Origin of the sequence: Sandaracinobacteroides hominis, from assembly GCF_016464365.1 — a bacterium.
GTDB classification, from domain to species: Bacteria; Pseudomonadota; Alphaproteobacteria; order Sphingomonadales; family Sphingomonadaceae; genus Sandaracinobacteroides; species Sandaracinobacteroides hominis.
The window spans coordinates 39,130-59,621 of the sequence record NZ_JADCUC010000008.1 but is presented as its reverse complement, the minus strand read 5'-3'; the positions used below and the strand labels follow the sequence as shown (position 1 = coordinate 59,621).

Sequence of the window (20,492 nt, the reverse complement as noted above, 5' to 3'; positions counted from 1 at the left end):
CGTGAAGCCCGATTGTGGCACCTGTTAGCGGCATGGCAGAGCTTTGGCCAGCAGGCTGGAAATGCGCGCACGACGAGCGGATTTCCCCCGCCCCCCTGATCCTGACGGCCGCCCTGCCGCCCGCCCTGCAGGCAGCGCTGGATGCACGGCGCGATGCGGCGGCGCTCGCGCACGCGCCGTCCCATCTCACCTTGTTCCGCCACCTCCCCGGCGCCCGGTTTCCCGCCCTGCTGAACGATGCCCGGCGGCTGCTGCGCGATATCGGGGCGCCCACGGCGCGGCTGCTGCCGCCGCTCCACCGCGAGCGGCTCTGGCTGGCCCCCATCGAGGCGCCCGCCCTCGACGAGCTGCGCGAGCGGCTCGCGGAATGCTGGCAGGGCCTGCTCGCCCCCGGAGACAAGGCGCCCGCCCGGCTCCACATCAGCCTTGGCCGCCGTGCCGATCCGCCGCCGGCACTTGCCGAAGGCCCGTGGCGGCTCCCGGGGCTGCTATTCTGGCAATACGGCGAAGCGTGCTGGACGCCGCTTGTGGCGCTCAACTTCCGTCGGTAAGACGCTGCGCATGAACTTCCGCCCATTCCCGGCCGGTGTGCGCCTGCCGAATGCCCGTCTCGTTGCGTCGGCCGTGCTGGCCACCTCGTTGATTCTGACAGCCGGCTGCGCCCGCAACCGCAACAAGGCGAAGACCGACCAGGCCTATATCGCCCGCGACGTGGAGACGCTCTACACCATCGCCAAGGACACGCTGGAAAAGGGCGACTATCGTCTGGCCGCCGCCATGTTCGACGAGGTGGAGCGCCAGCATCCCTATTCGGTCTGGGCCCGCCGCGCCCAGCTGATGTCGGCCTTCAGCTACTATGCCTCGCGCCAGTATAACGAGGCGATCCTCTCCGGGCAGCGCTTCCTCAGCTTGCACCCCGGCAACAAGGACGCCGCCTACGCCTATTACATCATCGCGCTCAGCTACTACGAGCAGATCGCCGATGTCGCCCGCGACCAGAAGATCACCCAGCAGGCGCTGACCGCCCTGCAGGAACTGGTGCGCCGCTACCCCGATACCAGCTACGCCGCCGACGCCCGGCTGAAGATCGACCTCGTCAACGACCATCTGGCCGGCAAGGAGCTGGACATCGGCCGCTTCTACGCCCGCAACCGCCAGTGGATCGCCTCCATGGTCCGCTATCGCACCGTGGTAGAAGAGTATCAGACCACCAGCCACACGCCGGAAGCGCTGTACCGGCTGGTCGAAGCCAATCTCGCGCTCGGCATCCCCGAGGAGGCGATGCGCTATGCCTCCGTGCTGGGCTCCAACTTCCCCGGCTCCAAATGGTATGAGCGGGCCTATCAGCTGATGGAAAAATACGCGCCGGGCGCCAGGGTGCCGCCGGTCGCGACGACCATCACCCCGGTCGCGGCGCCTGCGCCTGCCGCCGCGCCGCCCGCGCCCGCAGCAGCGCCAGCCGCGCCGCCCAAGCCGGCCGCCTGATTCCGGCACGGCTTCCGGCTTGCTGGTCCAGCTCGCAATCCGGGACCTCGTCCTCATCGAGCGGGTCGAGCTCGATTTCGAACGCGGCCTGACCGTCCTTACCGGCGAAACCGGCGCCGGGAAATCGATCCTGCTCGACGGTCTCGGCCTCGCGCTGGGTGAACGCGCCGACGCCGCGATGGTGCGCAAGGGCGCCGCGCAAGCCAGCGCCTCCGCCGAATTCCGCGTCGCCCCCGGCCACCCGGCGCTTGCCCTGCTGGCGGAAAACGGCCTCCCCGAGGAGGAACCCGGCGCCATAATCCTGCGCCGCACCCTGAAGGCAGACGGCGGCAGCCGCGCCCACGTGAACGACGTGTCGGTCTCCGCCGGTCTCATCCGCCAGCTCGGCGCAATGCTGGTGGAAATCCACGGTCAGAACGACGAACGCGGCCTGCTGAACCCGCGCGGCCATCTCGCCTTGCTCGATGCCTTCGCCGGGCACGGCGTGCTGGTCGGCGATGTCTCTGCAGCCCATGCCGCATGGGCGGCGGCAGCCACCGCCCGCGAGGAAGCCGAAGCCCGCGCCGAGGCCGATGCCCGCGACCGCGACTGGCTGGAACATGCCGCGTCCGAGCTCGCCGCGCTGAAGCCGCTCCCCGGCGAAGAGGCCGAACTCTCCGAAGCCCGCTCCAACATGCAAAAGGGCGCGCGACTGGCCGAGAGCCTGGATGCCGTGGACACACATCTGTCCTCCGCCGACGGCGCCCTCTCGCAGCTGAGGCAAGCCGCCCGGCGGCTGGAGCGCATGGCCGATGCCGATCCCGATCTGCAGGCTGCGCTCGATGCGGTGGACCGCGCGCTGACCGAAGGCGACGCGGTAGAACAGGCGCTCGCAAGCGTCCGCGCCCGCTTCCGCATTTCGCCGGACTCGCTGGAGGCCGCCGAATCGCGGCTGTTCGAGCTGAGAGCAATGGCGCGCAAGCACCGCGTCGAGGTGGAGGCACTGCCGGAACTGGCCGAGAATCTGGCTGGCCGCCTGCTTGCGGTGGAAAACGCCGGGCACGGACTGGCGGCGCTGAAGGCCAGCGAAAAAGCAGCCGCAGACGCATTCGCCGTCCGTGCAAGGGAACTGACCGCCGCGCGCCAGGCCGCCGCCAGCAAACTGGATGCCGCCGTCAACGCAGAGCTGCCCGCCCTGAAGCTGGAGGCTGCCCGCTTCCGCACCGCCATCCAGCCCGCACCCGCCAGCGCCGTCGGCGCTGATCAGGTGCGGTTCGAGATCGCCACCAACGCCGGCACCGATTTCGGCCCGCTGACAAAGATCGCGTCCGGCGGCGAAATGAGCCGCTTCACGCTGGCATTGAAAGTCTCGCTGGCGCGCACCGGCACGGCGGGCACGCTCATCTTCGACGAGATCGACCGGGGCGTCGGCGGCGCCACCGCAAACGCCATCGGCGCCCGCCTCGCCCGCGTCGCCGAATCCGCTCAGGTGCTGGTGGTCACGCACAGCCCGCAGGTGGCGGCCGCAGGCGCCCACCATTTCCGCATCAGCAAGGCGGCAGGGCGCACCGAAATCTTCGCCCTGCAGCCCGAAGACCGCCGCGACGAGATCGCGCGCATGCTCTCAGGCGCGGAAGTAACGGCAGAAGCCCGCGCCCAGGCGGAGCGCCTGCTCGCAGGCTGAAGTTGGAAGGCGGCTAGAGCTTGAATCCGGGCGGCAAGGGCAGCCCCGCCGTCATCTTCTGCATTTCCGCATGTGCCGCCTGATCCGCCCGCGCCCGCGTGTCGTTCAGCGCGGCAACGATCAGATCCTCCGTCATCTCCTTGGAATCGGGCGACAACAGCGACGGATCGATATCCAGCGAAATGATCCGCCCCTTGGCGCTGGCGGTCACCTTCACCAGCCCGCCGCCAGACACGCCGCTCACCTCGATCTTGTCCAGCCCCTCCTGCGCCTGCGCCAGCTGCGCCTGCACATTGCCGGCCATTTTCAGGATGTCGTCGAGACTCTTCATGATGTGGCGCTCCTCAGCCGTGGGGGTGAGAGGCTTTCGCGCGGCGGTGGCGGAAAGATCAACTCTGCACCCGGAAATTCCTGTGTCAGCGCCTGCACCATCGGCTCGGCAAGTGCTGCCTCATGCGCATCGGCGGTCCGGCGATCGGCCGTCTGGCGCAGGCTTTCAACCCCTTCTGCCGACGCGCCAATCTCGACATTCCATTTTGCCCCGGTCCAGTCGTCCAGATGCCGGCGGACATCGGCGGCAAAGGTGCCGGGCAGCTTGCCCACCGGCGCCAATGCCAGCTGGCCCGGCTGCACGGAAACCACGGCGACATCGTCGCGCAGCTGCTTTGCCAGCATCGGCTCCAGCTTCTGCTCGAACAACGCAACCAGCGCCGCCGCATCGCGAATCTCGATCGCCTCAAGCTGCCGCACGGCAGACGCAACCGGCGCCGTCTCGCGTCGCGGCACAGGCGCTTCGCTGCGCGTCGCAGGCAAGGAAGCGCCGCCTTCCGCCAGCAGCTTCGCCAGCTTCTCCGGATCGGGCAGGCCGGATGCGTGCACGCAGCGCAGCACCGCCATCTCGGCCGCCTGCTGCGGGATCGGCGCCTGCGCCACATCCGCGTGGGCCTTCAGCAGCAACTGCCACAACCGGTGAATCTGCGGGAAGGACAGCTGCCCCGCCCATTGCGTCACCAGCGCCCGGTCGCCTTCTGCCAGCGCCGGATCGGCGCTTCCGGCCAGCTTGGCGCGCGCCACTGCGTGCGACAGATCCAACAGACCGGATACCAGCGCCTGCGGCTCCACACCCGCCGAATGCGCCGAATCCATCGCCGCCATCGCCCCGTGCACATCCGCCTTCAGCACCGCATCCAGCAACCCGGCAACCCGCCCGCGATCGGCCAGCCCCAGCATGTCGCGCACGGCGCCCGCCGTCACCGGCCCCTGTCCCGCCAGCGCAATCGACTGGTCCAGAATGGAAAGCCCGTCGCGCACGCTGCCCTCGGCCGCCCGCGCGATCAGCGCCAGCGCCTCCGGCTCGGCCGTCACGCCCTCGGCTTCGCTCACCCTGGCAAAATGCGCCGCCAGCGTATCCGCGGGCACCCGCTTCAGGTCGAAACGCTGGCAGCGGCTCAGGATCGTCGCCGGAACCTTGTTCGCCTCGGTCGTCGCAAAGATGAACTTAACGTGCGGCGGCGGCTCCTCCAGCGTCTTCAGCAGCGCGTTGAACGCCGCCTTGGAGACCATATGCACTTCATCGATGATATAGATCTTGTAGCGCGCCTGCGACGCCGAATAGCGCACCGCCTCGATGATCTCGCGCACATCGTCGACACCATTGTTCGAGGCGCCGTCGATCTCCACCACGTCGATATGCTGGCCCGCCGTAATGGCCGTGCAGTTGGAGCACACGCCACAAGGATGGATCGTCGGCCCGCCACTGCCGTCCGGGCCGATGCAGTTCAGCGCCTTGGCAATGATTCGCGCAGTGGAGGTCTTGCCGACGCCACGCACCCCGGTCAGCAGCCAGGCCTGCGCCAACCGGTTGCTGGAAATCGCATTCCCCAGCGTCGTCACCACGGCATCCTGCCCGATCAGGGCATCGAAATCCCCCGGCCGGTACTTGCGGGCGAGCACGCGATAGGGCGCATCTTCGGGGAACAGACTCATGCCCCTGAAGTGACGCTTCGCAGCCGCATAATCAAGCGGGAAGGGCGCCCGAAAGCCGGCCCGAAGCCAGTGCACAGACGCAGGTTGCCTTTCCGGCGCTCAATCGCCATATGCCGCGCCGGGAACCGGGGCGGGCGTGCCGCTCGCCAACCCGGTCAGATCCGGAAGGAAGCAGCCGTAACGAATACGGCGCGGGTCGCCTCGGTTCCCACTGTTCTGTTTTTTTGGTCCGGCCTTTGGCCGGTTCCGCGCACTGGCGCGGGCGGCCGGTCGGCCTTGCGGCCTTCGGCCGGGGAGCTTGGACGAAATACGGGCGCAGCCCGCAAGCGCGACTGCGCGCCCGCGCCAGTGCGCGGAACCGGCCGCAGGCCGGTCAACTCGGACGAAATACGGGCGCAGCCCGCAAGCGCGACTGCGCGCCCGCGCCAGTGCGCGGAACCGGCCGCAGGCCGGCCAACTCGGACGAAATACGGGCGCAGCCCGCAAGCGCGACTGCGCGCCCGCGCCAGTGCGCGGAACCGGCCGCAGGCCGGCCAACAAAAAACTATCTCAGCCGCGGGCAGGGTGGTTCCTGGCCTCTCACCGGCGCCGGCGGCTTCTTCGGGTCTCGCTCCGCCGCCACCAGCTTCCCCGGCAGCGATCCCTGAAACGCGATCGTCTCGGCCTTTCGCGTCCGCGATTCAGAAATCGGCGGCAGGCCCGCCATCGCCGCGCGGACGCTGGCCGGGCAAACCGTCTCGATCGTTCCCGCCACCATCAGGCCGCGCAGACCATCGGAAACGATGGTCGCCTTCAGGCTGGCAACTTCACCGGTCGCGTCGTGGATGCTTGCCTGGCGCACTTCCGCCGTCCCTCCATCCGTCCAGGCCGCAAGGCTCCGGATTGCCGAGGTCGCCGTCAGCTCCGCCTGCAGCTCCAGCTTCAGCGGGTCGCCGTGCCCGAACCGCACGCTTTCCCCCGCCAGCACCAGCTGCGCCTGTGTCGGAGGCCGCGGATTATCCGTGTCGGCCGCAGCGGCAGACGAAGGCGTCTCCCGCAGATGCACTTCGAAATGCTTTGCGGTCGCCGGCGTCGCGAACAGCCCGGTCTGGATGTCGGCCCCCTCCCACAGGATCGAAAGCCGGGCAATCTTGCCGCCATCCAGCCGCAGCGAGGCCTGCGCTTCGGGCGAGGCGATGCGCGCAATAGCCCCCTGGATCGGCGCCAGCGAAATCTCGGCCACCGATTCGCCCAGATTGATCACCTGCCGTTCCGGCTGCCACGGCACACGGTTGATCGTCGCTTCACTCGCCTTCAGGCTGGCCTTCAGCGCCACGTCCTGCGCCAGCAGGTCCACCGGCTGCACATGCACCTCCAGCCGATAGGGAAAACCGCCGGCCTCGATCTCGCTGTTGGGCGGCAACACGCGCGCCAGATCCGCTTCAAACCCGGCGGCCTGCCCACGCCAGACATAGGCCCATATCGCCACGCCGGCCACCAGCGGCAGCAGCATCATCCACAGCGGCAGGCGCCCGATCACGCCCGTGCCTCGGCGGTCAGCGGATCGCGGTTGATCGCTGCATGCACCCGCCCCTCCAGCTCCTCGCGTGGCAGCCCGGCCGGTATTTCCGGCATGAAGGTGATGGTGATGGTCCCCGGCCGTTTCACAAAGCCGCGAACCCAGAACTCCCCGGCATTGTGCGTCACCGGAACAACCGGCAGCTTCAGCCCCGAATAGACGCCGAACAGGCCCGGCTTCAGCGGCGGCGCAGTCCCCACCTTCACCCGCGTGCCTTCGGGAAAGATGAAGATCGGCCGGCCTTCCGCCACCCGCGCCTTCGCCTGCCGCAACATCGATTTCAACGCCGAGGCGCCCTTGCCCCGCTCCACGAAAATGCTGCCATGCTTGAAGGACACAAATCCCCAGATCGGAATTTTCCGCAGCTCCGACTTCATCACCACCGCCGGGTGATGGAACAGGTACAGCGTCAGGATGGTCTCATAGGCAGAGGTGTGCTTCGAGGCGACGATGACCCCCTCCTGCGGAACGCTGCCGCGAACCTCCAGCTTCAGGCCCAGCAGGATGCGCGCGCAGCCGATACACCAGGCCGACCACAGATGCGCACCGCGGCGCACAAGGTCATGCGAGAAGGGCGAGACCAGCGCCGTAGCTCCGGCGATCCCGATCGTGCCCAGCACCATCACCACCGAAAACAGCACGGACCCCAGAAATCGCATCATTGCCCCCAATTCACAGGGCGAACCCGCAGCATTGCCCAGGAAGCCTGGAACTTGCCATATTCGATCAGCATCGACCACAGCGGCAGCCCGGCCCGCACGCCGTCGGGCACCACCACAACACCCGGAGGCAGCCGCGCTTCCAGCTCCGCCTGCGCCCGCGGCATATGATATCCGGCCGTCACCAGCCGCACCGAGCGAAATCCATGCCGCTCCACCCAGCGCGCGACTTCATCGCCGTTGGAACGCGTGCTGTCGGCTTCAAAGCCCAGGTCCACGCAGCATGTGAACATCGCCGATGGAAACCCGGCTGATTCCGCCAGTTCGTTCGGACGCACGCTGGGGTCGACGCCCGACACCAGCATCCGCTTCGCAAGCCCCGCGTTCAGCACATCCTTGCCCCGCGCCAGCCTGCCCGGCCCGCCGGTCAGCACCGCAACCGCGTCGGTAACGGTGCCCTCCGGCGCAGGGCCCGCCTGGTTGAGAACGAAAACGGCAAAACCGCCGATCCAGACGAGAAAAAGCAAGGCCATGGCACGCGCCAGCCAGCCAAGCGGGCCGGGACCATTCCGAGGGCTCTGCCGCCTGCTTGTCGTTCGCCTTCTGGCCATTGGATGGCGGACATAGCCGCCTGCCACGACACTTTGCAAACGCTGTGGCCGGCATTCTGCCGCAAATACTTGTGCAAGGCGCCGTTCTTGTGGAAAAGACCGATCATGCAGCTCACATGCCCTGGCTGTGGGGCGCGTTACCGTATCGATGCCACCAGTTGGCCTACCGAGCCCGGCCCGGACGGCGAAGCCGTGCACCGTCCCCGGCGTGCCCGCTGCAAGGTCTGCCGCACCATCTGGGAGGCCCTGCCCGAGGAAGAAGTCCTCGAGCTGGACGATCCCATGCCGCCCGACGAGCCGCCAAGGCTGGCCGATGCCGCATGGGCCTCGGTCGCCGGCTGGCCCGATCCCAGGCCACTGCCGGCCCCGCCGGCGCCAAAGCCCGATTTCTCCCCCCCGCTCGATCGTCCGCCGCCCGTTTTCTCGGCGCCCGGCTTCACGCCGCCAAAGGACCCCAGCGCCCCCATCTACGCAGCGCCCGCCCGGCCCTCGATCCATTTCGAAGCGCCCCCGGTTCCACTTCCCACGCCTCCGGAGCGTCGCGCCATCCGGCCCCGCCTGCTCGGCCCGGGTGCCTATCAGGACGAGGAAGCCGACGAGCTCCCGCCATCGGAAGCAGACGAGGAACTGCCCGCCAGCGAGTGGACCGGGGAAGAGTGGCCCGACGAAGACGAGAAGCCCCGCCGCCGAATCTGGCCGTGGCTGCTGGCCCTGCTGCTGGCCCTTGCCGTCACATGGGCCGCGCTGGTTGCAGCGGGCCGCGTCCAGCCGGAAGATTATGGCCTGCCGCCCTACGATCCGTCCGTCATCGGCCTCGATCAGGTGCAGCTTCCTGCCATAGCCCTGCCCAGAACCCCCCCGCCGCCGCTCACCATCGAAGCCGACGCCGGGAAGCGCCGCCTTTCGGACAACCGGCAGATCTGGGAGGTGAAGGGCGTCATCCGCAACCCGACAAGGGAAAGGCTTCCCGTTCCTCCGGTGGAAATCCTGCTGCTGGATGCCCAGGGCAGAACCGTCGGCCGCTGGATGGTGCGCCCCGAGATCGAGACTCTGGCGCCCGGCGGCACGGCTGACTTCGAAACCAGCGCCATCGATCCGCCGTCCAGCGCGGCGCGGATGCGGCTGCAGCTGAAGCCGGGCGAACTGGGCAGACTCTGACGCCCAACAGGCGCCCTTGCACCCCGCCCCTTCCCACAGGTTGCCGCCCCCCTCCAACTGCGCCAAGGCTTCCGCACCAGTTATGATGGACCCGGTTGCCGGGATGGGGAGAAACAGATGATTTTCGATTATACGCCGCGCATGCGCGAGATGCAGGATCGCCTGAAGGCGTTCATGGACGAGCACATCTATCCCAACGAAGCCCGCTACGAGAAAGAGGCCTACAGCGGCGAGCGTTGGAAAGTGATCGACGTCATCGAGGAGCTGAAGCCCAAGGCCCGCGCCGCCGGCCTCTGGAACATGTTCGTTCCTCCCACGCACGGCGGCACCCCGGTGCACGCGTTCCACTTCGACGGAACGCCGCTCACGAACCTCGAATATGCCCCCCTCGCCGAAGAGATGGGCAAGGTCGGCTGGTCCAGCGAAGTGTTCAACTGCTCCGCGCCCGACACCGGCAACATGGAAGTGCTGGCCCGCTACGGCACGAAGGAACAGCAGGATAAATGGCTGAAGCCGCTCGCCAACGGCGAAATCCGCTCGGCCTTCCTGATGACGGAGCCCGCCGTCGCCAGCTCCGACGCCACCAACATCGAAACCTCGATCGTCCGCGACGGCGATGAATATGTGATCAACGGCCGCAAATGGTGGTCGTCCGGCGTCGGCGATCCCCGCTGCGCCGTGAACATCGTCATGGGCAAGACCGACCCGTCCGCACCCAAGCACCTGCAGCAGTCGCAGATCCTGGTGCCGATGGACGCGCCGGGCCTCACCAAGCTGCGTCCGCTGCAGGTCTTCGGCTACGACGACGCGCCGCACGGCCACTTCGAAGTGCTGCTGGAAAATGTTCGCGTGCCGGTCGAAAACATCGTCCTGGGCGAAGGCCGCGGCTTCGAAATCGCGCAGGGACGCCTCGGGCCGGGCCGCATCCACCACTGCATGCGCTCCATCGGCACCGCCGAACGGGCGCTCGAAAAGATGGTGAAGCGCCTGAAAAGCCGCGTCGCCTTCGGCAAGCCGGTCGCCGATCAGGGCGTCTGGCACGAACGCATCGCCAATGCCCGCATCGAGATCGAGCAGACCCGCCTTCTCTGCCTGAAGGCCGCCTACATGATGGACACCGTCGGCAACAAGGAAGCCAAGACCCTGATCGCCATGATCAAGGTGGTGGCCCCCAACATGTCGACCAAGGTGCTCGACATGGCGATCCAGGCGCACGGCGGCGGTGGCGTCTGCCAGGATTACGGCCTCGCCTCGGGCTATGCGCACCAGCGCACCCTGCGTCTCGCCGACGGCCCGGACGAAGTGCACCGCCAGGCAATCGCGAAGGACGAACTGCGCAGATACAATTGACGACGGTGGCGGCCGCGCCTCGCGCCCGGCCGCCAACCTTGCCTAAACGCGCCGTCGTCCCTATGTGCCCGGCTTCCCCGAACCAGAGCTGGCGAGACCCAACCACGTGCTGATGACCTTCCTTCTCGTAGTCCATGGCCTGCTGGCGCTCGCGCTGGTGGGTGTGATCCTGCTGCAGAAGTCAGAAGGCGGCGGCCTCACGGGCGGCGGTTCTGCCGGCGGCCTCGTCTCGGCACGCGGCGCCGCAGACCTGCTCAGCCGCACCACGGCGGTCCTCGCGACGCTCTTCATCATTTCCTCGCTTGGCCTCGCCTGGCTCGCCGGCCACAGCAATCGGCCGCAGACGATCGACACCTCGCTCGCCCGCGAATCGGCGCCGGTCGGCCCGCTCGGCTCCATGCCCGCCGCGCCCCCCAGCAACGCGCCGCCGATCGCTCCGGTGCTTCCGGGCGCTGCCGCTCCGGGCGTGCCCGCTGCTCCGGCAACGGCGCCGGCAGCCGATCAGACCGTACCGGTCGCCAGGTAACTTCGAACTTTAACCCAAACTTCTGTTGAAAACCGGCCGCGCCCGCGTGACAGCGGGCGCGCCTTTCGTTAGGTCTGTTCTCCCATGGCGCGGTTCATTTTCATCACCGGCGGCGTGGTGTCCTCCCTTGGCAAAGGCCTCATGGCCGCCTCTCTGGGCGCACTGCTTCAGGCACGCGGCTATCGCGTGCGCATCCGCAAGTTCGATCCCTATCTGAACGTCGATCCGGGTACGATGAGCCCGTATCAGCACGGCGAGGTCTATGTGACCGACGACGGCGCCGAAACCGACCTCGACCTCGGCCATTACGAGCGCTTCACCGGAGTCGCCTCGCGCAAGACCGACAACATCACCTCGGGCCGCATCTACCAGACGATCATCAACCGCGAACGCCGCGGCGACTATCTGGGCGCCACCGTGCAGGTGATTCCCCACGTCACCGACGCCATCAAGGCCTTCGCCACCGCCGACGTCGACGATGTCGATTTCGTTCTCTGCGAAATCGGCGGCACCGTCGGCGATATCGAATCGCTCCCCTTCATCGAAGCGATTCGCCAGCTGCGAAACGACCTGGGGCGCGGCAACAGCATTTCCGTCCACGTCACGCTGGTGCCCTATATCGCCGCCGCCGGCGAACTGAAGACCAAGCCCACCCAGCACAGCGTCCGCGAACTCGCCTCGCTCGGCGTGCAGCCCGACGTGCTGGTCTGCCGCTGCGAAAAGCCGCTGCCGGAAAGCGACCGGGCCAAGATCGCGCTCTTCTGCAACGTCCCCAAGGAAGCCGTGATCCCGGCGCTGGACGCCTCCTCCATCTACGGCGTGCCGCTGCAATATCATGCCGAGGGGCTGGATGCGCAGGTGATCCACGCCTTCGGCCTGCCGCCAGGCCGCGAGCCGAATCTCGGTCGCTGGACCGACATCATGGACCGCATCACCAATGCAGAAGGCCGCGTCACCGTCGGCGTCGTCGGCAAATATGTCGGCCTGCCGGATGCCTACAAGTCGCTGAACGAAGCGCTGGTGCACGGCGGCATCGCCAACCGCGCCAGGGTGGACATCCGCTGGATCGATGCCGAGCTGTTCGAACAATCCGAAAGCGACATTGCCGCCAGCCTCGAGCCGCTGCATGCCATCCTGGTGCCCGGCGCCTTCGGGGAACGCGGCGCAGAGGGCAAGATTGCCGCCATCCGCTTCGCCCGCGAACGGCAGGTGCCCTATCTCGGCATCTGCTTCGGCATGCAGATGGCCTGCGTAGAGGCCGCACGGAACCTCGCCGGCATCCCCGACGCCTCCTCCACCGAATTCGGCGCCACCAGCGAACCCATAGTCGGCATGATCACCGAATGGATGTCGGAAGAAGGCCTGCAACAGCGCGAGGCCGGAGGCGACCTTGGCGGCACCATGCGGCTTGGCGCCTACCCGGCCGTGCTGGCGGGCAACAGCCACGCCAACGCCATCTATGGCGCCACCGAAATCTCCGAGCGGCACCGCCACCGCTACGAAGTGAACACCGCCTACCGCGACCGGCTGGAAGCAACGGGCCTCGCCTTCACCGGCATGTCACCGGATGGCCGGCTGCCCGAGATCGTCGAGCGTCCGGATCACCCCTGGTTCGTCGGCGTGCAGTTCCACCCGGAGCTGAAGTCCAAGCCGTTCGAACCGCACCCGCTGTTCGCAAGCTTCATTGAGGCGGCGCTGAAACAGTCCCGGCTGGTATAGCGGCTGCGGTTTCCGTCGCCGGCGCCGCCACCGCTGCCGGTTCTCCGGCAACCACCGGCTGGCCGGGCGCATCCTGCGCGGCGCCGCCCTCGGGAATCGGATCGAACGGCGAAACGATGATCTGCGAACCGGCAGGCTTCTTCGCCGGGCACATGTCTTCCACCCCGTTCGGCCGCGAATTCAGCAGCAGCGCCACCTCCGCCAGCACGCCATTATGCTTCTCGTCGGCATCCATCAGCAGCTTCGCCCGCTCACAGAATCGGCTGTGCTCGGCATATTCCGAATATTTGTTGGCAAGCGCGGTCGTGAACTTGTCGTACTTCAGCCGGTCGCCCTCCCGCACGAAATGCGCCAGCAGCTTCTTCTCCCCCTCGATCAGCGACGCCTTCGCCCGGCCGACCCATCGGTTATAGGCAGCCGGCATGTCCGGCATCGAGCGCCCGCATTTCAGCGCGCTCACCATCAGCACCGTCTGCAGGTCGCGCATCCGCGCAGCCTCATATTCCTCGGCCTCCCAGCACGCAGCCGCCTTGACCTGTGCCGAAACCAACGAAAAACTTAGAATACACAACAGGATACCGCGCATGAGCCCCCCTCAAGCGGTTGAATGAACGCCAGAGCCGTTCCCTGTAACGGCCCCATACGTGCGCTGTTAATGCCGGGGTCATGCGGATTTGAGAAGGGCGCAACATGTCGCCCCCTGCCTAAAGTCAGGGGCAGAAAAACTAGGCCGCCCGGCTTTCGCCGGACGGCCGTGTATCCCGTAGACACCCTTTTTGATTGGTCCTGCCTTGGTGCGCCGCCCTCTTCATGGGGCTAAGTATCACCGGACCAACCCCGAACCCTGGCCAGCCATGCTGCCTTGGTGACGCGACCCTAGATAGTGTCTGAGCGACTGTCATCAAACTGGAACAGTCCCGAACGATTCGCTCGGCGGCTGTTGCAGCCGCGCCACAGCTTCGGCTAGGGCGTGCGCTCCGCCGCCCCCGGCGCCGAGCGCCCCAGCCGGCGTGAAGCACGGCCACGCAAACGAGGTCCCATGCTCTTTTCCCGTTATCTCCTGCCCGTCATGAAAGAGACGCCCTCCGACGCGCAGATCGTCTCGCATCAGCTGATGCTGCGGGCCGGCCTGATCCGCCAGACTGCCGCCGGCATCTATGCCTGGCTGCCGCTGGGCCTGCGTGTGCTGGACAATATCGCCAACATCGTCCGCCGCGAGCAGGCGAAGGCGGGCGCGGTAGAGCTGCTGATGCCAACCATCCAGTCGGCCGATCTCTGGCGTCAGTCGGGCCGCTACGACGCCTATGGCCCTGAAATGCTCCGCTTTCAGGATCGCGGCGGGCGGGAAATGCTCTATGGCCCCACCAACGAGGAAATGATCACCTCGATCTTCCGCGACTGCGTCCGCAGCTACCGCGATCTGCCCCGCACGCTCTACCACATCCAGTGGAAGTTCCGCGACGAAGTCCGCCCCCGCTTCGGCGTCATGCGTGGCCGCGAGTTCCTGATGAAGGACGCCTACAGCTTCGACATGACCGAAGAGGGCGGCCGCGAAAGCTATGACGCGCAGTTCACCGCCTACCTGAAGACCTTCGCCGCCCTCGGCCTGCGCGCCGTCCCCGTCCGCGCCCCCACCGGCCCCATCGGCGGCGACCTCAGCCACGAATTCCACATCCTCGCCGATACCGGCGAAAGCGAAGTCTTCTACGACTCGGCGCTGGACGAAGTGGACCTCGCCGACCCCGAAGCCCCCGCCAGGCTGCGCAGCCTCTACGCGATGGAGGCCGAAGAGCATGAAAAGGTCGACAATTGCCCGGTGCCGCCCGAGCGGCTCGCCCGTCGCCGCGGCATCGAAGTCGGCCACATCTTCTTCTTCGGCACCAAATATTCCGCCGCCATGGGCATGCAGGTGCAGGACCGCGACGGCACGCTCGTCACCCCGCTGATGGGCAGCTACGGCATCGGCGTCTCGCGGCTGATCGGCGCCATCATCGAGGCGAGCCATGATGCAGCCGGCATCATCTGGCCGGATTCGGTCGCGCCCTTCGATATCGGCCTCATCAACCTCCGCCCGGACGACTCCGCCTGCGCCGCCGCAGCCCACGATCTCCAGGCAAAGCTGGAGGCAGCCGGCCGCACCGTCCTGCACGACGACCGCGAAGCCCGCGGCGGAGAGAAGTTCGCCACGATGGACCTGATCGGCCTCCCCTGGCAGATCACCATCGGCCCCAAGGGCGTCGCCGCCGGCACGGTCGAGATCAAGCGCCGCGCCACCGGCGAGAAGCACGAGGCCTCCATCGAAAGCGTGCTGGCCGGTCTGCTGAAGTGATCAGCTCCTACGAACGCATGATCGCCCGGCGCTATCTCCTCCCCGGACGCGGCGAGGGCTTCATCGTCCTCGTCGCCGGCATTTCGCTGGTCGCCGTAGCCCTCGGCGTCGCCGCCCTCATCGCGGTCATGAGCGTGATGAACGGCTTCCGCGCCGAACTGTTCGACCGCTTCCAGGGCCTGAACGGCCACGCCGTGGCGCAGGGCTATGGCGGCCGCCTGCCGGACTGGAAGATGGTCGTCGAGGAAGCGAAGAAGACGCCCGGCGTCGTCACCGCCATCCCGCTCATCGAACAGCCGCTGATGGGCTCGGCCAAGGGCCGGGTCGAAGGCGTCCTCGTGCGCGGCATGCGCATCGAGGACATCAAGCACACCGATGTCATTGCCAAGACGGTGCAATCCGGGGACATCAACCGCCTGAAGGCAGGCGAACCGGTGGTCGCCATCGGCGCGCGCCTCGCCGAGAATCTGGGCGTCCGCGTCGGCGACCAGATCGCCCTCATCTCGCCCGACGGCAACGTCACCCCCTTCGGCACCGTCCCGCGCATCGTCTCCTATGAAATCGGCGCCATCTTCGAGATCGGCATCTACGATTTCGACAAGGCCTTCGTCGTCCTGCCGCTCGATCAGGCACAGACCCTGTTCAACATGGGCGACGAGGTAGGCATGGTAATGATGACCACCGTCGACCCGGACAAGGTCGAACGCTACCTGCAGCCGCTCGCCGAAAAGATCACCATGTCCGCCCAGATCACCGACTGGCGACAAATGAACAGCGCCCTGTTCGAAGCGCTGGTGGTGGAGCAGGTGGTGATGTTCTGGGTGTTGTCGATCATCATCCTCGTCGCCGTCTTCAACATCCTTTCCTCGCTCATCATGCTGGTCCGCGCAAAAACCCGCGACATCGCCATCCTGCGCACCATGGGCGCCAGCCGCTCGGCGCTGATGCGCATCTTCGTCATCGTCGGCACCACCATCGGCGCGCTTGGCGTGCTGCTGGGGCTGGCGCTCGGTTTCCTGGTGCTGCGCTTCCGCGAGCAGATCATCGCCGTCGTCTCGCGCCTCTCCGGCACCAACATCTGGGATCCGAGCGTCCGCTACCTCACCGAACTGCCGTCCAAGACCGACCCGGTCGAGGTGATCGGCATCGTCGTCCTCACCCTCGTGCTCAGCTTCCTCGCCACGCTCTATCCCGCCTGGAAGGCCGCCAGCACCGATCCCGTCACGGTGCTCCGCTATGAATGAGGCCGCGCTCCAGCTCACAGCACTCACCCGCAGCTTCCAGCAGGGCGACGTCACGATCGAGGTCCTGCGCGGCGTCGACTTCCGGCTGGAGAAGGGCGAGATCGTCGCTCTCCTGGGTCCGTCCGGTTCGGGAAAATCCACCCTTCTGCAGGCCGCCGGCCTCCTCGAAGGCGGCTTCGGCGGCGCCATCGCCATCGACGGCAAGGCCGCCGTCCACATGTCGGACCGCGAACGCACCGCGCTACGACGGGACAAGCTGGGCTTCGTCTACCAGTTCCACCACCTCCTCCCCGATTTCTCGGCCGAGGAAAATGTGGTGCTTCCGCAACTCGTTCACGGCACCGCCCGCGCCGCCGCAGAAACCCGCGCCCGCGACCTGCTCACCGTCCTCGGCCTCTCAGCCCGCCTCCACCACCGCCCGGCCCAGCTATCCGGCGGCGAACAGCAACGCGTCGCCGTCGCCCGCGCGCTGGCCAACAAGCCAGTCCTCGTTTTAGCCGACGAACCCACCGGCAACCTGGACGAAGACACGGCCGCCCGCGTCCTCGAAGAATTCCTCACCCTCGTCCGCTCGCAAGGCTCGGCAGCCCTCATCGCCACCCACAACCGCGCCCTCGCCGCAAAGATGGACCGGGTCGTCAGGCTGGATCACGGCAAGCTCGTCGCCGGGTGAGGATTTTCCCCAACTATCTCGGCTCCGACGCTTGAGGCCGATGCGCCAAACCCACTAGGTTTGAATATGTTCATCCCCCTCCGGGTCCAGTCCTGCTTCTCGATGCTCGAGTCGACCATCGAGGTGAAGGCGCTTGCCAAGGCCTGCGCCAAGGCCGGCACGCCCGCCGTCGGTCTTGCGGATCGCGGCAACCTGTTCGCGGCAATGGCCTTTTCCAAGGCCTGCATGGACGAAGGCGTGCAGCCCATCATCGGCACGCTGCTGCCGATCGTCCGCACCCTGCCACCCGGCGTTCTCCGCCCCGGCAGCAAGCCGCCGGTGGACTATCTCCCGCTCTACGCCCAGAACGCCGTCGGCTGGCAGAACTTGCTCTCCCTCGTCTCCGAAACCCACATGCAGGGCGAAGCCGAGCTCGACACCCTCTTCGGCCGCACCGAAGGCCTGCTGGCACTTACCGGCGGCGCAGACGGCGCGCTCGCCCGGCTGTTCGCAGACGGGCAGGCCGGCGAAGCGCAGGCGCTGGCGCTCCGCCTGCGCCAGCTCTTCGGCGATCGCCTGTTCGTCGAAATCTCCCGCACCGGCGATCCAGTCGAAAAGGCGAGCGAAAACGGCCTGCTATCTCTCGCCCATGCCGATGGCATCCCCATCGTCGCCACCAACCCGGCACAATTCCTCGAAGCCTCCGGCCACGGCGCCCACGATGTCATGCTCTGCATTTCCGAAGGCGCCTATCTCGAATCCGCCGAACGCCAGCGCTCTAATGCCCGCCACTATCTGCCGACACAGGCGGAAATGGCCGAACGCTTCGCCGATCTCCCCGAAGCGCTGGCCATGACCGAGCATGTCGCCCGCCGCAGCGCCTTCGCGCTGAAGAAACGCGACCCCGTCCTTCCCAAGCTGGTGCCCGACGCCGAGGCGGAAAAGGCAGCCCTCACCGAACTCGCGATCGAAGGCCTGAACAAGCGCCTCGCCAGCCTTTCCGTCGACGAACAACCCTATCGCGAGCGCCTCGATTTCGAGCTGAAGATCATCGGCGACATGGGCTTTTCCGGCTACTTCCTGATCGTCGCCGACTTCATCCAGTGGGCAAAAGGGCAGGGGATCCCCGTGGGCCCCGGCCGCGGCTCCGGCGCCGGCTCGGCGGTCGCCTGGGCGCTCTCCATCACCGATCTCGATCCACTCGCACTCGGGCTGCTGTTCGAACGATTCCTGAATCCGGAACGCAAGTCGATGCCCGACTTCGACATCGATTTCTGCGAAACCCGGCGCGAGGAAGTCATCCGTTACGTTCAGCAGAAATACGGCCGCGCGCAGGTAGCGCAGATCATCACCTTCGGAACGCTGAAGGCCCGCGCCGTCGTCAAGGATGTCGGGCGGGTGATGCAGCTCCCCTATGGGCAGGTGAACCGTCTCTCCAACCTGATCCCGGCCAACCCCGCCGACCCGTGGGATCTGAACCGCACCCTCAATGGCGTCCCCGAACTCAGGGCCGAGATGAAGGCCGACCCAAAGGTCGCCGAGCTCATCAAGGTCGGCCTGCAACTGGAAAACCGCCCCCGCCACGCTTCCACCCACGCGGCCGGCGTCGTCATCGGCGATCGCGACCTCTCCGAACTCGTCCCGCTCTACCGCGATCCGCGCTCGGATTTCCCCGTCACCCAGTTCGACTTGAAATGGGCCGAAGAAGCCGGCCTCGTGAAGTTCGACTTCCTCGGCCTCAAAACCCTCTCCGTCCTCGCCCGCGCCACCCAGTTGCTGCAGGCGCGCGGCACCGAAATAGACCTCGACACCCTCCCGTGGGACGATCCGGCCGTCTATGCGCTGATGACCCGCGGCGACACCGTCGGCGTCTTCCAGTTCGAATCCGAAGGCATGCGCCGCGCCCTCGCCCTCGTGAAACCCAGCGTCTTCGAGGACATCATCGCCCTCGGCGCCCTCTATCGTCCCGGCCCGATGGACAATATCCCCAGCTTCGCCGCGCGGAAATGGGGCCGCGAACAGCCCGACTATCTGCACCCGATGCTGGAGCCGCTGCTGAAGCCGACCTACGGCGTCATCATCTACCAGGAACAGGTGATGCAGATCGCGCAGGTGCTCGCCGGCTATTCGCTCGGAGACGCCGACCTGCTGCGGCGCGCCATGGGCAAGAAGATCAAGGCGGAAATGGACGCCCAGCGCGCCCGCTTCGTCGACGGCGCCAAGGCCAGGGGCGTGCCGGAAACCCAGGCCGAATTCATCTTCAATCTCGTCGACAAGTTCGCCGGCTACGGTTTCAACAAGAGCCACGCTGCCGCCTATGCCCTCGTCGCCTGGCAGACCGCCTGGCTGAAAACCCACCACCCGGCCGCCTTCTTCGCTGCCTCGATGGCCTATGATATCCACCTCACCGACAAGCTGGCGGTGTTCGTGGACGACATGCGCCGGCTGGAACAGCCGATGCTCGGCCCCTGCATCAACGCCTCCGGGGCAGACTTCACCCTCGAAGATCACGAAGGCCGCATCGCCGTCCGCTACGCGCTCGGCGCGCTGAAGGGCGTCGGCGAAGGCGCCATGGCCGACATCGTCCGGGAACGCGACGCCAATGGCCCGTTCCGTTCGATGGACGATTTCGTCAACCGCATCGATCCGCGCGCCCTCAACCGCCGCCAGATGGAATCGCTTGCATCGGCCGGCGCCTTCGATTGCTTCGGCATCGATCGCGCGCGCATCTATGCCGGCGCCGAGCTGCTGATGGCGGCGGCCACCCGCGCCGCCGACCAGCGGGTGACAGGGCAGGGTGGCCTCTTCGGCGGCGACGCCGCCGCCGAATCGGTGCCTCTGCCCGACGCAAAGCCATGGCCGCTCGGCGAACGCCTCTCCCGCGAAAAGGACGCCTACGGCTTCTGGTTCTCCGGCCACCCGGTCGAAGCCCACGCCGCGGTCCTCGCCGCCATGAACGTCACCACGGCCACCGAAGCGCTCGCCCGACGCTCCAGCGCCGGCACCCGCTTCACCGTGAAGATGGCCGGCCTCGTCGAGGACAGCCGCTGGCGCGTGCCGCAGGGCAAGGGGCCGGACAAGCGCTACATGATGGCCGACCTCACCGACCAGAGCGGCAAATGGGGCGCCACCGTCTTCAACGCCGAAGCGCAGGAACAGGTGGCAGCCGCCATGGCCGCTGGCGAAACCCTGCTGCTCGATGTCGAACTGCAATGGCGCGAAGGCGACGAAAGCCCGCGCCTCACCATCCAGAACGCCAGCCCGTTGAACGCACTGGTGAAAAGCGCCCGCGCGCTGCTCGAAATCGAATTCGCCGCCGATGCCGGGCCCGACCTTTTGCCGTCGCTCGCCGCCTGGCTGCCGCGCGGCGGCCGCAGCGAAGTGCAGGTCAGCGTTCCGCGCAGGGATGGCCCGCCGGCCGTCATCCGGCTCGGCCGCGATTTCGCCCTGCCGGCCGGCGCAGACGCCGAAATCCGCCAGTTGCCGGGCATCGCCGGCGCGAGCATCAAGGCGATAGGTTCCATGCTGCGGGCAGTAGCCTGAAGCGACGAC

Annotated in this window: 17 protein-coding genes and 1 other RNA gene; 12 read left to right on the top strand and 6 right to left on the bottom strand. The window is 67.2% G+C overall.

Annotation, left to right across the window (positions count from 1 at the left end):
- The first annotated feature begins 32 nt into the window (after positions 1-32).
- The 3 genes from IM784_RS15055 to recN are packed head-to-tail and all read left to right on the top strand — an operon-like array spanning position 33 to position 3,148.
- Positions 33-551, top strand: a complete 519-nt coding sequence (locus tag IM784_RS15055) for a 2'-5' RNA ligase family protein (RefSeq protein ID WP_199556176.1) — start codon at positions 33-35, stop codon at positions 549-551.
- A gap of 10 nt (positions 552-561) precedes the next feature.
- The gene (locus tag IM784_RS15050; protein WP_199556175.1) at positions 562-1,485 is read left to right on the top strand and encodes an outer membrane protein assembly factor BamD; all 924 of its coding nucleotides are present in this window, start codon (positions 562-564) and stop codon (positions 1,483-1,485) included.
- A gap of 19 nt (positions 1,486-1,504) precedes the next feature.
- Positions 1,505-3,148, top strand: coding sequence for a DNA repair protein RecN (gene recN, locus IM784_RS15045; RefSeq protein WP_199556174.1), 1,644 nt, complete (start codon positions 1,505-1,507; stop codon positions 3,146-3,148).
- A 13-nt stretch (positions 3,149-3,161) separates the two neighbouring features.
- On the opposite strand, the gene IM784_RS15040 is transcribed toward recN, so the two are convergent.
- Both IM784_RS15040 and IM784_RS15035 read right to left on the bottom strand, forming a co-directional pair.
- Positions 3,162-3,479, bottom strand: a complete 318-nt coding sequence (locus tag IM784_RS15040; protein WP_199556173.1) for a YbaB/EbfC family nucleoid-associated protein — start codon at positions 3,477-3,479, stop codon at positions 3,162-3,164.
- Positions 3,476-5,134, bottom strand: coding sequence for a DNA polymerase III subunit gamma/tau (locus IM784_RS15035; protein WP_199556172.1), 1,659 nt, complete (start codon positions 5,132-5,134; stop codon positions 3,476-3,478). Before IM784_RS15035 ends, IM784_RS15040 begins: the two co-directional genes overlap by 4 nt.
- Before the next feature lie 117 nt (positions 5,135-5,251).
- On the opposite strand from IM784_RS15035, the gene ffs reads away from it, so the two are divergent.
- Positions 5,252-5,350: signal recognition particle sRNA small type (gene ffs / locus IM784_RS15030), an RNA gene on the top strand.
- A gap of 328 nt (positions 5,351-5,678) precedes the next feature.
- On the opposite strand, the gene IM784_RS15025 is transcribed toward ffs, so the two are convergent.
- The 3 genes from IM784_RS15025 to IM784_RS15015 are packed head-to-tail and all read right to left on the bottom strand — an operon-like array spanning position 5,679 to position 7,884.
- Complete coding sequence (locus IM784_RS15025) at positions 5,679-6,653, bottom strand: DUF2125 domain-containing protein (protein ID WP_199556171.1); 975 nt, start codon at positions 6,651-6,653, stop codon at positions 5,679-5,681.
- Positions 6,650-7,354 (bottom strand): lysophospholipid acyltransferase family protein, encoded by a 705-nt coding sequence (locus IM784_RS15020; RefSeq protein WP_199556170.1) that lies wholly within the window; start codon positions 7,352-7,354, stop codon positions 6,650-6,652. Before IM784_RS15020 ends, IM784_RS15025 begins: the two co-directional genes overlap by 4 nt.
- Entirely contained in the window at positions 7,351-7,884 is a 534-nt protein-coding gene (locus IM784_RS15015) for a YdcF family protein (RefSeq protein WP_199556169.1), read from the bottom strand. Before IM784_RS15015 ends, IM784_RS15020 begins: the two co-directional genes overlap by 4 nt.
- 183 nt (positions 7,885-8,067) lie before the next feature.
- Here IM784_RS15015 and IM784_RS15010 point away from each other — a divergent pair, with 183 nt between their 5' ends.
- The 4 genes from IM784_RS15010 to IM784_RS14995 all read left to right on the top strand — a co-directional run bounded on the left by IM784_RS15010 (position 8,068) and on the right by IM784_RS14995 (position 12,715).
- A complete protein-coding gene (locus tag IM784_RS15010; RefSeq protein WP_199556168.1) occupies positions 8,068-9,120 on the top strand; it encodes an FxLYD domain-containing protein in 1,053 nt (350 codons plus the stop codon).
- A gap of 117 nt (positions 9,121-9,237) precedes the next feature.
- Positions 9,238-10,470 carry an acyl-CoA dehydrogenase family protein gene (locus IM784_RS15005; RefSeq protein ID WP_199556167.1) on the top strand — a complete coding sequence of 411 codons (1,233 nt, stop codon included), beginning with the start codon at positions 9,238-9,240 and terminating at the stop codon, positions 10,468-10,470.
- A 112-nt stretch (positions 10,471-10,582) separates the two neighbouring features.
- Positions 10,583-10,996 carry a preprotein translocase subunit SecG gene (gene secG, locus IM784_RS15000; RefSeq protein WP_199556166.1) on the top strand — a complete coding sequence of 138 codons (414 nt, stop codon included), beginning with the start codon at positions 10,583-10,585 and terminating at the stop codon, positions 10,994-10,996.
- An 84-nt stretch (positions 10,997-11,080) separates the two neighbouring features.
- Positions 11,081-12,715, top strand: coding sequence for a CTP synthase (locus IM784_RS14995; RefSeq protein WP_199556165.1), 1,635 nt, complete (start codon positions 11,081-11,083; stop codon positions 12,713-12,715).
- Here the strand turns inward: IM784_RS14995 and IM784_RS14990 are convergent.
- Complete coding sequence (locus IM784_RS14990) at positions 12,678-13,265, bottom strand: hypothetical protein (protein ID WP_199556164.1); 588 nt, start codon at positions 13,263-13,265, stop codon at positions 12,678-12,680. The two genes, IM784_RS14995 and IM784_RS14990, sit on opposite strands and share 38 nt — an antisense overlap.
- Positions 13,266-13,754: 489 nt before the next feature.
- On the opposite strand from IM784_RS14990, the gene proS reads away from it, so the two are divergent.
- The 4 genes from proS to dnaE all read left to right on the top strand — a co-directional run bounded on the left by proS (position 13,755) and on the right by dnaE (position 20,483).
- Positions 13,755-15,044, top strand: coding sequence for a proline--tRNA ligase (gene proS / locus IM784_RS14985; RefSeq protein ID WP_199556163.1), 1,290 nt, complete (start codon positions 13,755-13,757; stop codon positions 15,042-15,044).
- A gap of 17 nt (positions 15,045-15,061) precedes the next feature.
- Positions 15,062-16,288 carry a lipoprotein-releasing ABC transporter permease subunit gene (locus tag IM784_RS14980; RefSeq protein WP_199556231.1) on the top strand — a complete coding sequence of 409 codons (1,227 nt, stop codon included), beginning with the start codon at positions 15,062-15,064 and terminating at the stop codon, positions 16,286-16,288.
- A complete protein-coding gene (locus IM784_RS14975; protein ID WP_199556162.1) occupies positions 16,281-16,961 on the top strand; it encodes an ABC transporter ATP-binding protein in 681 nt (226 codons plus the stop codon). The genes IM784_RS14980 and IM784_RS14975 overlap by 8 nt, the downstream gene beginning before the upstream one ends.
- A 66-nt stretch (positions 16,962-17,027) precedes the next feature.
- Entirely contained in the window at positions 17,028-20,483 is a 3,456-nt protein-coding gene (gene dnaE, locus IM784_RS14970) for a DNA polymerase III subunit alpha (RefSeq protein ID WP_199556161.1), read from the top strand.
- Positions 20,484-20,492: the final 9 nt, after the last annotated feature.